The organism is Ochrobactrum quorumnocens (genome assembly GCF_002278035.1).
GTDB lineage: Bacteria > Pseudomonadota > Alphaproteobacteria > Rhizobiales > Rhizobiaceae > Brucella > Brucella quorumnocens.
The window spans coordinates 2,136,444-2,150,822 of the sequence record NZ_CP022604.1 but is presented as its reverse complement, the minus strand read 5'-3'; the positions used below and the strand labels follow the sequence as shown (position 1 = coordinate 2,150,822).

The following is a 14,379-nucleotide window of genomic DNA, read 5'->3' as shown; positions in this document are numbered from 1 at the left end:
CATGGCAGCCATACTGTTCACGGCGCTGGCACTTGCATTGTGCGCCTGCGCCGCGCGGCCCGGCTCATCCGTCCTCACTCCGGTGGCTGCCGTCGAGGGCGCGAAGCAGGTTACCATCTTCGTGGCGAGTACGCGGGCAACCGATCCGAGTACACCAACCTTCCTGACCGACCGGTTTACGGCCACAACTACCTATGTTCGCTATGTCGTCTCCATTCCCCCGACCCACCGACCGACCGAGATCGAATGGCCGACGGATGTGCCGGACCCGACCCGGCACTTCGCGATCGTTTCGTCCGAGCGCCTCGATGAAAGGCGGTTCTTTGCGGAAGTCGGGGGCACTGCCGCCCGCGGAGAAGGGCTCGGCCGCGACGTCGCCATCTTTGTCCACGGCTTCAACAGCAACTTTCCGGAAACGCTGTTCCGCACGGCTCAACTCACCGCCGACGTCCAGGTCGCGCAGTCAGCAGTGCTGTTCTCATGGCCTTCGAAGGCAGCGATCACCGGGTATCTCGCAGACAAAGACGCGGTGACGTTCTCGCGCGATGCGCTTGCCCGGGTGGTCGAGCGGGTCGCTGGCGACCGCCATGTCCGGGGGATGAAGCTTTACGCTCACAGCATGGGGGCTTGGCTAACTATGGAGTCTGTCCGGCAAATCCGGATTGCCAAAGACGAGCGCACCCTCGGCAAGCTCATCGACCTCACGCTCGCTGCGCCAGATATAGACGCGGAAGTCTTTCTTCAACAACTCCGGGTCGTCGGCCGCCTGCGCTCTCCCGTCACCGTTCTGGTCTCCAGGAAGGATCAGGCGCTGTCGGTATCCAGATTTATCGCCGGAGGGCAATTCCGTGCCGGCGCAGCCAACATCGATGATCCCCAAGTTCTCGTCGAAGCGCGGAATTCAAACCTCCGCGTGATCGACATAACCAACCTGGCCACGCAGGCGGGAGCCGGCCACGATGGTTTCGCGGCCTTCGCTTCCATCTATGGCCGCCTCCCGCAGAGCTCAGACGGAAGGGTTGCTTCCGACATCGGTCCGGGTGTCTACGAGCTTGATGTCGCTAACAAGTTCGAAACGCTCGACGCCCGACTGGTCCAACGGGTCGCAGATACAAAGACCATCGAGCGCTAGCACTTCGCAGTTACGCGACTGTACGAAATAGTCCGCTATGGTTGCTGGTAGGAAGTGATTTTAGAAGGGCATACAACGGTGATAATGATCGGTACTTAAGAGAAACCCTAGCCCACACTCACGCAATGGCACACAGTTAACACTGCGGTGCGTTGTCCCATTAAATTGACAGGCTCCAAGCAGGTCTGGACCGCTTCTGGGCATCAGCTGTCACTGGTCGGTTTGCTTGCGTCCGGACAACGAGCCAGAGCGCCTATTGAGGCAGATCAAAATCGGCTGTCGCGAGATCCGATCCCGGACTTCGCGGTATTCTCTGGGGCGCATCCGGCAGCGAGCGCGAAGGCCGCGAAGGTCGCCACCGACGGCATGGCGCCAAAGCTGCCCAGAAGCAGGCCGAACAGCGGGGCGCCGGCCGTCTGGCCGATGGCAATCGTCAGGAAGGCGATCATTAAACCTGTAGCGGGGCGGTCGGCCAAGGTGCGCACCCCCCACACAAGATAGACGCCGGTGAGCATCACGTAGGCCGCTCCGAACACGGCCCCGCCAAGGAGTACTATTGCAGGCGTCCTAGCCCCGGGACCAAAGCTCAGGATGGCTGTCGCCATCAGGACAAGAAGTGTCCAGTGGACAGGCACCAGTCCGAAACGCGCGATGCAGCCACCAGCCCATATGCCCGTTATCCCGCCGAGGCCGATGCAACTCCATAGGAGGCTGACGCCCGCCGGGCCCCAAGCCAGTTGCCGCGACACGAGCTCGCTGCCGAAAGACCACACCGCCGTACTCGCCGCGCCCATCAAAAACGTTGCAGCGATCAGGCGCAGCAAAGATGTGGATGCGACCGGCTCTTCGGCAACTCTCTTACCAGTGCGAGCATTCGGTAACAAAGCTGCGGTGATAACTGCCAAGATCACCGCCATGGCCGCAAAGACGGCAAAGCCAAGCCGCCATTGTTCCGCCATAGCAAGAGCGATAGGACCCGAGATGGCAACGCCGACGCTTGCCCCGGCATTGATTGTCGTGTTCGTCCTATCCTGGCCGGACGGCGGGACAGCCGCCGCCACGACCGCGGCCATCGGCGGCGACGCCAGCCCGGTGCTGGCGCCGGCCACCATCACGGAAATAGCCAGAATTAGCGCAGACGGTGCCAGTGCAATACCCGCCATGCCAATGGCCGCGACTGTCGCGGCTATGGTTGCGACCACCGTGGCTCCGACCCTTTCGGTAAGGTAGGCGGAGGCGATGATAGTAACACAATAGGTGGCGAAGGCACCACCCGAGATTACGCCGCGCAATTCTGGACCAAGCGCAAGATCCGCGCCGATCTGAGGCAAGAGTAATCCGAAGGCAAACCGGGCGAACCCGTAGCATACGGCGATCAGGCCGAGGCCTATCGCACCAGTACGGAAAGCCGGGCTCATGACCGTGCCTTTTCAACGAGCACCGAAGCCGCAGCCCGCGCGGCCGAGACGGAGAAAGCACCCCGATACACGGCGGCATGGATCGCGCCCTCGAAAAGAACGAGAACCTGTTCGGCCAAGATTGGGTCATCGTATCCGAGTTCCGTCAGAACGATGTCAGCGATCCGCTTCCGAAGGGCTGACTTGTGCGCAGCGACCGCCGCCGAGATTTCAGGAATCTCTCCGCCTGTCTCAGCACGGGCGCGCAGGAAGAGGCAGCCTCGTGTTCCTTCGACGCGGTTCCAATCTTCGAGCGCAGCGAAGAGCGCGTCCACACTCCCGACTTCGATTCTGCGCATGAACCGCCGATCCCGTTCGGTGAGGATCGAGGCCATGAGCTTTACCTTGCTACCGGCATGCTTGTAGAGCGTCCGGCTCGACATGCATGCGGCTTCAGTCAGCTGGTCCATACCAGTTGCCGTGAAGCCGTGCTCATCGAACAGTTTCTCGGCTGCGGTGACGAGCCTTTGTTTCATGTTCATCTCGGATCCTCCGTGCCGGGTCATGACCATTATGTAAAACGAACGTTTTACATTTCAAGGGCAATCGATGCCAACGCGTGGCGCCTCGTCACTTGGCTTGCCGCTGTCTTTGATGCCTAGGACATCCCTTGCCGGACCATCGCGGGCAAGTGCTCCAAGCGGTGGTCCGGCTGGCATGGTAGATATGAGCTGCGAATTGCGTCCCGAAGTTTATTATCCGGTGATGAATGCCAGGATATCCGCGTTCAGCACATCGGCATTGACCGTCAACATGCCGTGAGAATAGCCGGGATAGGTCCTCAGCGTTCCGTTCTTCAGCAGCTTGACGGATTTCAATGCCGAGGCAGCGATCGGGACGACCTGATCGTCCTCACCGTGCAGCACGAGGGTCGGTACGGTGATTGCTTTCAAATCCTCGGTCTGGTCCGTTTCCGAGAAGGCCTTGATGCCGTCGTAGTGCGCCTTGGCGCTGCCCATCATGCCTTGCCGCCACCAGTTCTGAATGACTCCCTCATGGACCGTCGCGCCTTCGCGGTTGAAGCCATAGAAAGGACCTGACGGGACATCGCGGAAGAACTGTGCACGGTTGCCGGCCAGCGCTGTCCGAAAACCGTCGAAGACCTCCTTCGGTGTGCCTTCGGGGTTGTCAGTGGTTTTCAGCATCAGCGGTGGGATGGCGGCTACAAGGACGGCTTTAGCCACGCGGCCTGCAGGTTCGCCATGTTGCGCCACATAGCGGGCAACTTCGCCGCCGCCGGTGGAATGGCCGATATGGACCGCGTCTCGCAGGTCCAGCGCCTTTACGACCGCAAAGGCGTCGGCCGCGTAATGGTCGATGTCGTGACCTTCGGAGACCTGCTCCGAACGCCCATGCCCACGCCGATCGTGGGCGACGACGCGATATCCTTTCGACAGAAAGAAAAGCATCTGTGCATCCCAGTCATCGGAACTGAGCGGCCAGCCGTGGTGGAATACAATTGGCTGCGCATCCTTGGGGCCCCAATCCTTGTAAAAAATCTGAACATTGTCGCCGGTCGTGACAAAGCCCATGGTGAGTTCTCCTTCTGAATGTTTTAGGGTGACGGGGCTGCGGGCACGCGCTGCGCGTGGCAGTAATGTAAGGCTTGCGGCAAGCGCCGCGCCCGCGATCAGGGCATCACGGCGGTTGAGCGGCAGGCCGGGGGTGTAGAATGGAGGCATAGAGACGTTCCGTGAGTTAATCCAAATGTGGCGGAGGGTTCTGCGCGGTGGTCTCTCAAGAGAGAGTGTTTCCGAGCATTTCCCACGACAGTCTGGACACGGCCCAGAAAGCGGAGTTGCTGGAAAGAGGGTCTGAGTGTGTCCTTGGCCGCTGCTCTAGTTCGGATAGGTTATGCGGGCAGGCATGCGCTCAAATAGACGTTGTCTGAGGTATTGATGTCATCTGAATAAACGGTGCGGCAGTTGCGATAAAACTGTCAGACAACGCGTTTGAGCATATGTGCAAACTCTGTTTTTTCGACATTGCTGCGCCCGTTGGCATGAAAATCCGCAATATGCGGACCATGCTCGTGGTGTCGATTACGGGTTTCCACGGATGCCCATTCCTCAACGAACACAAAACGTCCCGGTTCGTTTTGATCCTCGAACAGATCGTAACGGATATTACCTTCCTCGTTTCGAGAAGGTTCGACGAGCACCGACAGGTCATGACGCAGTTCGTCTTCCTTGCCTGCCTTGGCTTTCAGCCCGACGACTATGAATAGCTCGCTCATTTGCTTTCTCCTTGCAAAATGCGGCGACAGCAGCCGAGCCGCCATCGCCATGGATCTTGGTTGTTGCTTGTCGGCTAAAGGTTATTTGGCGGCTTTTTCGACGTTGAAACCATCGTAATTGTCGAACACGCCCATGAAGCCCGGAACCGTCGCCTCGCGTGCCCAGTCGCGCTGGAGTTCGCAATACATCTGAACGCGGCTGATCAGCTTTCCCCCAGCCTGTTCGATGCGGCGTAGTGCTGCTTCATGGGCGGCAAGAGAAGTGCCACCGATGGCATCGACCGGCAAATAGACTTCATAACCTTCCTGAATGGCATCGAGCGCGGGGAAGGTTAGGCATGCCTCGGTCCACAACGCGGTCATGATGAGTTTGCGGCGGCCAATGGCCTTGACGGCCTGTTTGAACGCCACATCCTCCCAGCTGTTGATAGAGGTACGGTCATAGGTCGGCAGATGGCCGAGCACGTCCTGAAGTTCGGCGATCGGCGGCTTGTTGCGGCCGGTTGCGACATTGACGGTCGAATGGATGATCGGCAGATCGTAGTTGACCGCCGCCTTGGCGACGCTTGTGATGTTGAAGACCAGTTCGTCGCGCGGCATCGAGCGGATCGACGATACCTGTATCGGCTGGTAGTCGATGACGATGAGGGCAGAGTTTTGCGGCGTGAGAAGCTGGTCGGTATGGGGATTGCGGATTTCTTCGCTTGCCATTGGTAGGTTTCTTTCATCGATTGGAATTTTGCGCTGGCGCGGGCCGAAGCCCTCGATCAAGTGGACGAGCGAGCGCGGACCCTTCCACAGGAAAGAGGAGCCGGATGCTGTATGCTTCCGGCTCTCCCGATCATGCTGCGGCGATGCCGAAGCATCCGCTGTCAACGTCTTCGATCGCCTGTCTGATTTCAGCCTCGTTGTTCATAACAAACGGCCCGTAGCCCACGATGGGTTCATCGATCGGCTCTCCCGTCAGGACCAACAACTGCGCTTCACCATCGCTATGAATGCGAGCCTCGCGGCCTGCCGGATCGAGCAGTACCATCTCCGCTTCACCTGCCTCATGGTTGTTATCGATGACGACGCGATCGCTTAGCACCACGATCATCGCGGTATGCCTCTCGGGCAGATCGAGCGTCAGTTCTGCGTCGGTCTTGAGGGTCAAGTCCCACAGGTTGATGGGGGTGAAGGTTTTTGCCGGCCCTTTTATTGCGCGATACTGACCGGCTATGATCCGTGCCTTCCCGGCGTTTCCGGGCAAAGAGACCTGGGGAATGTCCGTCTTCAGGATGCTCTGATAGCCGCCCGATGTCATCTTGTCCTTGGCGGGCAGGTTCAGCCAGAGCTGAACCATGCGCAATGTCCCTCCCGCCTTTGCGAAGGCTGACGAATGGTATTCCTCATGAATGATGCCGCCAGCCGCCGTCATCCACTGGACGTCACCCGGCCCGATAATACCGCCATTGCCTGCCGAATCGTGATGTTCGACCTCGCCGTCATAGACGATGGTGACGGTCTCGAAGCCGCGGTGCGGATGCTTGCCGACGCCACGCCGCTGCGTAGTTGGTTGAAAGTCATATGGCCCGGCGTAATCGAGTAGGAGGAACGGGCTGATGTGGGCGCCGAGGGTATTATAGGAGAAAAGCGAGCGAACGGGAAAACCGTTGCCGACCCAATGTTGCCGATCATTCCCGTAGCGGCCAATGACTTTCTTACCCATGTTTTTTCCTCCATCAACGCTGCAGTAGAGCTTGATGAAGGAAGGAATAACATCGCAACGATGATGAAAAAAGATTGCAAAAAGCGACGCAGCGTCCTACAAAAAGGACAATGCAGGACCTTAACGATTTTTATTATTTTGTGGCCGTTGTCGACCATGGTGGCTTCTCTCCAGCCGGGCGTGCGCTTGGCATTCAGAAGTCAAGACTGAGCCGTCGTATTCTTCATCTGGAAGAACGTCTGGGCGTGCGCCTTCTCAACCGTTCTTCTCGCCGCTTTTCCGTGACGGAGATCGGTCGCGAGTTCTACGAGCGTTGCGTGGCAATGCTTGTCGAGGCTGAGGCTGCCGAAAAGGTTATCGCCAGGGTGAGGACGGAGCCGCGCGGTGTTGTACGCATGAGCTGCCCGACGGCATTGCTTTCGTTTCAGTTCGGTGAGCTGATTTCGCGTTTCATGATGCAGAATCCGGGCATCGAAATTCATCTGGAAAGTACGAACCGCCGCGTTGACGTCATTTCGGAAGCGATCGATCTGGCCATCCGGGTACGGTTCCCGCCGCTTGATTCGACTGATCTTGTCATGCGCTGGCTCGATGAAAGCAGCCAGTGCCTGGTTTCCGCGCCTGGCCTGATTTCAGGCGCCGTAAAATCGCCTGCCGATTTGAGGGGGCTGCCGAGCCTGGATTGGAAGCGGCCTCACAGGGATTATGCCTGGGAGCTGCATCACGCCGATGGGCAAGTCGCGACCGTTCCGCATTCGCCCCGCCTGATCACCGATGACATGAAGGTGCTTCGCGATGCGGCAATTGCCGGCGCGGGTGCGGTACAATTGCCGACCATTTTTGTCTGGGATGATATCAGAGCGGGTCGGCTCATTCATGTTCTTCCCGACTGGCGACCTATGGCAGGCATTGTACACGCGGTTTTTCCCACCCGCCGCGGGCTGCTGCCATCGGTGCGGGCGCTGGTCGATTTTCTTGCCCATGAATGTGCGATCCAGCGCTCGCAGGCAAATAAGATCGTGCCGCCCATCGATCTTTCTAATGCCTTGCCGGAAAGCTGATATTTCACTCAGCGCTCAGCCTACGGCCTGATCTTGACGGGCATCTCATAGCTCCGTTGGCAGTCCTGAATTACATCGATGTTTTCAAGCGCCCGGTTGAACAGGATCAAGAATTTTGCAGTTAGTGCCCAAGCGGTGACAAACGCCTTCGTGAAGCGTGGTCTCATCGCGGTTAGCGTGACAAGGCAGCAGCTATCACAGCATTACCCGTCGTCGTAAGTGCCAGGCGGCACCTTTGAGTGAAGGGTTAATTCGTTTTCTCTCGATGAGTATTTTGGCGTCAGGTTCCTACGCGGTGTAAGCCCCCGGTGAGGGCCGTCTTGCGAGGTTGATGCGAACATCGGAAGTCCTAGTGCAAACACTAGGAGTAGTCCTATGACGAAGCATCCGATTGAAGTGATCACGTCTGTCGAGCGCCGCCGGCGCTGGTCTCGCGAGGACAAAGAGCGGCTCGTTGCGGCCTGCCTTGAGCCAGGTGCGGTGCTTTCCGAGATTGCCCGTGCGGCCGGTATCCATGTGAGCCAACTCTTCCGTTGGCGCAAGGAGCTTTGCCAAATCGAGGAACCGAGGCCTGATACGGCGAGCACGTTGGTGCCGGTGATCGTGTCGGAGGCCCAACCCGCCGCTACGGAAGCGCCGGCCCCATCGCAGCCCCGCCGGAAGCGTAGCGATGTAACGATTGAGCTGGGCCGTGGCCGTCGTGTTCGAGTGGACAGCGACATCGACACGGAAGCGCTTGGCCGCATTCTCGATTGTGTGCTGGGTCGGCGATGATACCGGTTCCTGCTGCCGTGAAGGTCTGGTTGGCAACCGGCCATACCGATATGCGCAAGGGCTTTCCCGGTCTGTCGCTGATGGTGCAAGAGACACTGAAGCGCGATCCCATGTGTGGACATCTGTTCGTGTTCCGCGGCCGCGGTGGTGGCTTGATCAAGGTCATCTGGCATGACGGCCAAGGCGCTTGCCTGTTCACGAAGAAGCTGGAACGCGGACGCTTCATATGGCCGTCGACGGCCGATGGGACGGTCGTGATTACCCCTGGGCCGCTCGGTTATTTGCTGGAAGGTATCGACTGGCGGATGCCGCAAAAAACCTGGCGACCGACGTCGGCCGGATGAGCAAAAACACTGGAATGGCGGGGTCGAATATGATTCCATCAGTCCATGAACAATGCGGCCGAACAGCTTCCTGACGACCTTGCCAGCGCACTTGCGGCCCTGGCGAAGGAGCGTGCCCGGCGCATCACGGCCGAGGCAGATGCCGCGACCGCCAAGGCGGAGGCCGCCAGCGCAAAGGCACTGGTGTCACATTCCGAGGCGTTGATCGCGCGGTTGAAGCTGGAGATCGAGAAGGTTCGCCGTGAGCTCTACGGCAGCAGGTCTGAGCGCAAAGCGCGGCTCCTTGAACAGATGGAACTACAGCTCGAGGAGCTGGAGGCTGATGCTGGCGAAGATGAACTGGCAGCAGAGATCGCAGCCAATGCCTCGACCGTCAGGGCCTTTGAGCGCAGACGTCCGTCACGCAAGCCGTTTCCAGAACATCTGCCGCGCGAGCGTGTCGTCATCGCTGCCCCGACAACCTGCCTCTGCTGCGGTTCAGCCAAGCTGTCGAAGCTCGGCGAGGATATCACCGAGACCCTGGAGGTCATCCCACGTCAGTGGAAGGTCATCCAGACGGTGCGGGAGAAGTTCTCCTGCCGCGAATGCGAGAAGATCACGCAGCCACCAGCGCCCTTCCATGTGACGCCGCGCGGCTTTGCCGGACCCAACCTTCTGGCGATGATCCTGTTCGAGAAGTTCGCCCAGCACCAACCGCTGAACCGTCAAAGCGAGCGCTATGCCCGAGAGGGCATTGTCCTCAGCCTGTCGACGCTGGCCGACCAGGTCGGCGCGTGTGCCGCTGCCCTGAAGCCCATCCATTCTCTGATCGAGGCGCATGTCATGGCCGCCGAGCGGCTGCATGGCGACGACACCACCGTGCCGATCCTGGCGAAGGGCAAGACCGATACGGGCCGCATCTGGACCTATGTCCGGGATGACCGGCCGTTCGGCGGGCAGTCACCGCCCGCCGCCCTCTACTATGCCTCGCGAGACCGGCGACAGGAGCATCCCGAACGCCACCTGAAGACCTTCACCGGCATTCTGCAAGCAGATGCCTATGGCGGCTACAACCCGCTGTTCAAGATTGATCGCGATCCCGCGCCTCTGACACAGGCGCTGTGCTGGGCACACGCGCGCCGCAAGTTCTTCGTGCTCGCTGACATTGCCACGAATGCCAAACGTGGCAGCAAAGCCGCGCCGATCTCGCCGATGGCGCTGGAGGTGGTAAAACGGATCGACGCCCTGTTCGACATCGAACGCGATACAAACGGTCTTGCCGCCCAGCAACGACTGGAGCACCGTCGCAAGGACAGCCAGCCGCTCGTCGAAGAACTGCACGACTGGCTCCTAACCGAGCGGGCAAAGCTGTCGCGCAGTTCTCCCGTCGCCGAGGCAATCGACTACATGCTGAAGCGCTGGAACGGCTTCACGTCATTCCTCGACGACGGCCGGATTTGTCTCACAAACAATGCCGCCGAACGCGCGCTCAGAGGTTTTGCACTCGGAAGGAAGTCATGGCTCTTTGCCGGATCGGATCGTGGTGCAGATCGCGCCGCCTTCATGGCGACGCTGATCATGAGCGCCAAGCTCAACGACATCGATCCGCAGGCCTGGCTCGCCGACGTCCTTGCTCGCATCGCCGACACTCCGCTCAGCAAGTTGGAGCAACTGCTTCCGTGGAACTGGATATCGGCACGGTCACCCCTGGCATTGGCATCATGACATCCAACGAACGCATCGCCCGGCTTCACATCAAGCTCGATCATATCGAGCCAGTTATCTGGCGCAGGGTCGAGGTCCCGATCACCACCAGTCTGAAGGGGCTGCACGACGTCATCCAGGCCGTCATGCTCTTCAAGGATTATCACCTCTTCGAGTTCAATGCCGGCGGCAAGCGCTATGCCGTTCCCGATCCCGAATGGGACTTCGGGGCTGATACCTATGCTGCCCGCAATGTTCGCATCGGCGCTCTGGTGGATCGCGGTATCACCACCTTCAACTATACCTATGACTTCGGCGACGACTGGCGGCACTCAATCACTGTCGAGGCCGTCACGGACGCCGATCCGGCAGTCGAATATCCGCGCTTCCTCGACGGCGACCGGCGCGCGCCGCCGGAAGATGTCGGCGGCTTGCCCGGCTTCGAAGACTTCCTCATCGCAATGTCAAAGCCACGACATGCACAACATCGCAAAGTCGTGGACTGGTATGGCGGTCGCTTCGAGCCGAATGATATTGGCGTCGATACGATCAATGAGCGGATAGCGAAACTGGCGCGTCGCCGAACGCTCGGGAAAGCTGGCTTCGCAAAAAGCCGAACCAAACCCCACTGACCGGATGCTGAAGACCCATCCGCGGCCTACGCCGGATGCTTACTACGCGGTGGTACGAAATAGACCGCTACGCTCGCAGGTAGGAAGAGATTTTATTAAAGCACGGGGCGGTCGCGATGATCGCAAGTTAAGATGAAAGCAGGCCCCCGCAACCATTTCCTACTCCAAGCTATCCCGCAATAGCCGAAAACCACGGTCCTGTACGCTAAACAGCTACGATCAAACAGGCTAAATCCCCGACATAAAACACAAATCCAAGATCAGCAGGTGCAAAGCAGGGGGCGCACGTTCGCGCGGATGAAGTGCGTGTCCGATCCAGTCGATGTAAACTGACTTCCCGGCCTCTTCGAGCAATCGCTTTATGCCAAGAATTAAGCTCGCGTCTTTGATTGAGTGAGATAGGAAAATATCAAACTCGTCACGAAATGCTGCGAGAGCGTTATGAAAGGCAAGAAATACGCGTGCTGCCTGTTGGTCAACTCCGGCAATTTTTGCGCGGACTTGAGCTTCCGTAACATATGTTGGCAATTCAAATTACTCCGCCACGGTCGTCGGACCAAGCTCCGATTAATTTGACCTGAGGATTTGAAGTGCCTTTCTGCCAAGATCAAGTGCTTTATTGATTTCCGTAGTGGTGACGTCCTGCCCGTGGATCGCTGAGTTTGCGACGGCCCAGAATTCGACGAGCATGCCATATGACGGTGATAGGCTTGGATCAGAGCGAACGACAATGTCTGCCAGTTGGCGTGGTGGCGTCTTCCTGCCAGCTATCTTGAGGTCCCCATTCTTAACTGCTTGGTCTGCCAGCATCCCGATAGCACGGTCGATCATATTTCGAAGTGACACGAGTTTTTCAAGCTGTGATCCAACCTGCTCGTATTCGATCAAGGCGGTCCGGCCTTCAATGAAGCGGACAATCGCACGAAAAACGTGCCCATGAGCATCCTCTAGGACGAAGGGTTCATCGACAGAGAAAGTGGTAGGCTGACGCTTTCCGCCATCGATCGCAATATTCTCAGCATACAAGTAGGTTCGTTCGCTTGTATCGAGAATGGGATTTAGCCGTCCGCTCAGCCCTTCGATATGACCTGTAGACTGGATTATGATTGAGCCGACATCGCCTCGCTTTTTCAGGCGGACTTCCAGCTGTTCTGATGTATTCAGGTTCGTCAATATTTTGGGACAGTAACGGGGGTGCGCGACAAGCACTCGATAAGTCCGCGAGTGCACCACCGGCAGTATCGCTCGTCCTTCGCTGTCACTTACGGCATCGATTGTCGTGCCGTTTTCCGCGATCGCCGAAATCATCGCACCGTTGATTGGATTATTCCCATCTGCCAAGATATGGATACGAATGCTCGTCTGTTCACTGGTCGCGGCCACCTCATGAGGACGTATCAGTTTCAGCACTTGCTGTGCGGCAGCGCCGACGTTGTCCTTCGCGATGCCGTAAGTTTTCAGATGTTGAAGGTAGGACGGGAGCCGCTCAGTACCTGCATCTTCCAATATAAATGGTATCAGGAGACGTGGTCTTTCATCAGAAGCAGCTTGCCGTAGAAACATGCGAACGTCAGTTTCCACGGCGCGGTTTCGATCATCGCCGTCGCCAAATAGCAGAACAAAGTGATCGACATTTTCCAATGCATCCGAAACAGATCGAGCCCAGTCCTCTCCCGCAATGACATGATCGGGAATTCTGACGTCAATACCATTGCGGCTCAGCTCTGAAGCGAGCTTGTCCCCGATGTCTCGATGCTCAGATGAGAAGCCTATGAAGACCGACCTGTTCTCGGGATCACGGCCGATTCTTCGTGCTGCCCCGACGAATTCGTCGCGCGACCCAACAAGAAGATGTGTCTTGCTCAGATTGTGCGCGAGAAGCGCGGCCAGATTCTCCATCGCAAAATTGATGCTTGACTGGTCCCCAATCGGATCTTCGACAACGGAGAGTTTTTCACCAAAGCTCCAAAAGGGGACGTATGGAATAGTCGTAGCTGGAATCAGCTTTTCGAGCCTTGCATCCTGACTGGCCCAACCCGAATAAAACTCTTTGAGTTCAGCGACGAATCTCTCTCGCCATTCTTGTGATATTCGGTGCTCAACCTGCGCTTCAAACCGTGCCGGAATAGGCAGCGTCAGCAACGGAGAACGGTCGAGGGCAATGTCGTTTCTAATCGTTGTCGCGCGTCTTGCTACCTTTGTCGCACCGCTGATGCTCTGCTCGTTTGCTGTAAACAAGAACGCCAGAATATCAGGTAGCTGCGCTGTCACGATGCCTGAAAAATCGGTCACACCGGTTCTCGAGTCGATAAGGACAAAATCGTAGGTTTCCCTGATTTCATCGAACATCGTTTCGAGCGCGTCTCCTAGGCCTTTCTTGTAAAGCCTGTCCCAGTTGAGCTGTTGCAGTCGGCGAGTATAGCCTTCGTCAGCGAGACCGGATTTGATGAGATCGACACCGGGAAGTTGGCGACTATCCAAGGGGATGACGAGTTCACGCCACAGCAAAGGAACCTGGGCTCGTTTATGGAAATCCAGCAAAAGCTCAACAAGGCCATTTCCTTCGAGGAAGCGATTGTCACGTCTGTAAGGTTTGAAAAAGTCTTCGAGGCCAGGGGCCTCCAGATCCCAATCCACACACAGAACGCGAAACCCCCATCGGCCGAGCAATGCCGCGATATTAGCGAGCGCAAAAGAACGCCCAACCCCACCTTTGTAGGAATAGAATGTGATTACGGTTCCTCTCATCTCAGATCCTCGGCAACCGCACTCTTGGGCCTTTTTGAGCAATTGGCTCAACGTCCACAAGAGGGAAATCAGGTTCCCACTCAGGGGCTGCTGCGAGACGGGCTTGAATATCCTCTGCGACATCACGAACGGCGTTGTAGAAATCAATGTACGCGATGGCTTCGCGAAAATTTGGCAGCGGGTAGCCAAAGCTGCTGAGATCCTTCACCTGGATAGCTTGGGCGCGCTTGTCGAAATTTTGTCCGTCCGAGTATTTGATTGGATATACGAGGCTTGACTGGTTGACGGCGCCAGGACGAGCATACCGCTGTTCACGTGCGAGCATGCTCTCCCATTCTGCAATGCACCAGTGAGAGCGAAAATAGGGCGGTGTCCAGACAGCAACCATTATTCTGCTGTGCTTAAGAGCAGTCTTGATATTGTCGGGCCAAACAACACCAACTGGTTGGGCGCGATCTAGAAAAATCCGTGGTTCGTCTGGCAAGAGCGCATCGAGATGGTCGCGCAACAGCGGAAAAAAGTGATTATCCAGCCATGGCTCCACGTACGGCGTTCGCGGATAACTCAAGAAAACGTCCCATTGGTAAGCCACTCCAACCCC

General features: G+C 57.7%; 15 protein-coding genes. 6 read left to right on the top strand and 9 right to left on the bottom strand.

Annotated elements, in window-relative coordinates:
- The first annotated feature begins 1 nt into the window (after position 1).
- Positions 2-1,132, top strand: a complete 1,131-nt coding sequence (locus CES85_RS19930; protein WP_157743472.1) for an alpha/beta hydrolase — start codon at positions 2-4, stop codon at positions 1,130-1,132.
- A 266-nt stretch (positions 1,133-1,398) separates the two neighbouring features.
- On the opposite strand, the gene CES85_RS19925 is transcribed toward CES85_RS19930, so the two are convergent.
- The 6 genes from CES85_RS19925 to CES85_RS19900 form a co-directional block, all read right to left on the bottom strand.
- Entirely contained in the window at positions 1,399-2,550 is a 1,152-nt protein-coding gene (locus CES85_RS19925; RefSeq protein WP_095447464.1) for an MFS transporter, read from the bottom strand.
- Positions 2,547-3,071, bottom strand: a complete 525-nt coding sequence (locus CES85_RS19920; RefSeq protein ID WP_095447463.1) for a TetR/AcrR family transcriptional regulator — start codon at positions 3,069-3,071, stop codon at positions 2,547-2,549. Before CES85_RS19920 ends, CES85_RS19925 begins: the two co-directional genes overlap by 4 nt.
- Before the next feature lie 213 nt (positions 3,072-3,284).
- Positions 3,285-4,271 (bottom strand): alpha/beta fold hydrolase, encoded by a 987-nt coding sequence (locus CES85_RS19915; RefSeq protein ID WP_095447462.1) that lies wholly within the window; start codon positions 4,269-4,271, stop codon positions 3,285-3,287.
- Between the two features lie 257 nt (positions 4,272-4,528).
- Positions 4,529-4,825: a putative quinol monooxygenase gene (locus CES85_RS19910; RefSeq protein ID WP_095447461.1), complete on the bottom strand. Its 297-nt coding sequence runs from the start codon at positions 4,823-4,825 to the stop codon at positions 4,529-4,531.
- 81 nt (positions 4,826-4,906) lie between these two features.
- The gene (locus CES85_RS19905) at positions 4,907-5,536 is read right to left on the bottom strand and encodes a hydrolase (RefSeq protein WP_095447990.1); all 630 of its coding nucleotides are present in this window, start codon (positions 5,534-5,536) and stop codon (positions 4,907-4,909) included.
- Positions 5,537-5,666: 130 nt separating this feature from the next.
- Positions 5,667-6,536 (bottom strand): pirin family protein, encoded by an 870-nt coding sequence (locus CES85_RS19900; RefSeq protein ID WP_095447460.1) that lies wholly within the window; start codon positions 6,534-6,536, stop codon positions 5,667-5,669.
- Positions 6,537-6,646: 110 nt separating this feature from the next.
- Between CES85_RS19900 and CES85_RS19895 the strand changes: the two genes are divergently transcribed.
- The 5 genes from CES85_RS19895 (at position 6,647) to CES85_RS19875 (ending at position 11,030) form a co-directional block, all read left to right on the top strand.
- Positions 6,647-7,597: a LysR substrate-binding domain-containing protein gene (locus CES85_RS19895; protein WP_095447459.1), complete on the top strand. Its 951-nt coding sequence runs from the start codon at positions 6,647-6,649 to the stop codon at positions 7,595-7,597.
- Positions 7,598-7,972: 375 nt separating this feature from the next.
- Complete coding sequence (tnpA, locus tag CES85_RS19890; protein ID WP_095447458.1) at positions 7,973-8,371, top strand: IS66-like element accessory protein TnpA; 399 nt, start codon at positions 7,973-7,975, stop codon at positions 8,369-8,371.
- Positions 8,368-8,715 (top strand): IS66 family insertion sequence element accessory protein TnpB, encoded by a 348-nt coding sequence (gene tnpB / locus CES85_RS19885; RefSeq protein ID WP_095447457.1) that lies wholly within the window; start codon positions 8,368-8,370, stop codon positions 8,713-8,715. Before tnpA ends, tnpB begins: the two co-directional genes overlap by 4 nt.
- Positions 8,716-8,760: 45 nt before the next feature.
- The gene (gene tnpC / locus CES85_RS19880; RefSeq protein WP_095447456.1) at positions 8,761-10,419 is read left to right on the top strand and encodes an IS66 family transposase; all 1,659 of its coding nucleotides are present in this window, start codon (positions 8,761-8,763) and stop codon (positions 10,417-10,419) included.
- Positions 10,374-11,030 (top strand): plasmid pRiA4b ORF-3 family protein, encoded by a 657-nt coding sequence (locus tag CES85_RS19875; RefSeq protein ID WP_244923267.1) that lies wholly within the window; start codon positions 10,374-10,376, stop codon positions 11,028-11,030. Before tnpC ends, CES85_RS19875 begins: the two co-directional genes overlap by 46 nt.
- Positions 11,031-11,258: 228 nt before the next feature.
- Here the strand turns inward: CES85_RS19875 and CES85_RS27555 are convergent, their stop codons facing one another.
- From CES85_RS27555 to CES85_RS19860, 3 genes are read right to left on the bottom strand one after another with little or no spacing between them, the layout of a single operon-like run.
- Positions 11,259-11,558: a hypothetical protein gene (locus CES85_RS27555; protein WP_208636298.1), complete on the bottom strand. Its 300-nt coding sequence runs from the start codon at positions 11,556-11,558 to the stop codon at positions 11,259-11,261.
- 39 nt (positions 11,559-11,597) lie between these two features.
- On the bottom strand, positions 11,598-13,778 hold the full coding sequence (locus tag CES85_RS19865) for a KGGVGR-motif variant AAA ATPase (RefSeq protein WP_167388304.1): 2,181 nt from the start codon (positions 13,776-13,778) through the stop codon (positions 11,598-11,600).
- Between the two features lies 1 nt (position 13,779).
- A complete protein-coding gene (locus tag CES85_RS19860) occupies positions 13,780-14,370 on the bottom strand; it encodes a TIR domain-containing protein (protein ID WP_095447454.1) in 591 nt (196 codons plus the stop codon).
- Positions 14,371-14,379 lie beyond the last annotated feature (9 nt).

Excerpts from the sequence above, each read along its gene's own strand:
- CES85_RS19900 (WP_095447460.1), bottom strand. The coding sequence starts at position 6,536 with ATGGGTAAGAAAGTCATTGGCCGCTACGGGAATGATCGGCAACATTGG.
- tnpB (WP_095447457.1), top strand. The coding sequence starts at position 8,368 with ATGATACCGGTTCCTGCTGCCGTGAAGGTCTGGTTGGCAACCGGCCAT.
- tnpA (WP_095447458.1), top strand. The coding sequence starts at position 7,973 with ATGACGAAGCATCCGATTGAAGTGATCACGTCTGTCGAGCGCCGCCGG.
- CES85_RS19910 (WP_095447461.1), bottom strand. The coding sequence starts at position 4,825 with ATGAGCGAGCTATTCATAGTCGTCGGGCTGAAAGCCAAGGCAGGCAAG.
- CES85_RS19930 (WP_157743472.1), top strand. The coding sequence starts at position 2 with ATGGCAGCCATACTGTTCACGGCGCTGGCACTTGCATTGTGCGCCTGC.
- CES85_RS19915 (WP_095447462.1), bottom strand. The coding sequence starts at position 4,271 with ATGCCTCCATTCTACACCCCCGGCCTGCCGCTCAACCGCCGTGATGCC.
- CES85_RS19920 (WP_095447463.1), bottom strand. The coding sequence starts at position 3,071 with ATGAACATGAAACAAAGGCTCGTCACCGCAGCCGAGAAACTGTTCGAT.
- CES85_RS19905 (WP_095447990.1), bottom strand. The coding sequence starts at position 5,536 with ATGGCAAGCGAAGAAATCCGCAATCCCCATACCGACCAGCTTCTCACG.
- CES85_RS19925 (WP_095447464.1), bottom strand. The coding sequence starts at position 2,550 with ATGAGCCCGGCTTTCCGTACTGGTGCGATAGGCCTCGGCCTGATCGCC.
- CES85_RS19895 (WP_095447459.1), top strand. The coding sequence starts at position 6,647 with ATGCAGGACCTTAACGATTTTTATTATTTTGTGGCCGTTGTCGACCAT.
- tnpC (WP_095447456.1), top strand. The coding sequence starts at position 8,761 with ATGAACAATGCGGCCGAACAGCTTCCTGACGACCTTGCCAGCGCACTT.
- CES85_RS19865 (WP_167388304.1), bottom strand. The coding sequence starts at position 13,778 with ATGAGAGGAACCGTAATCACATTCTATTCCTACAAAGGTGGGGTTGGG.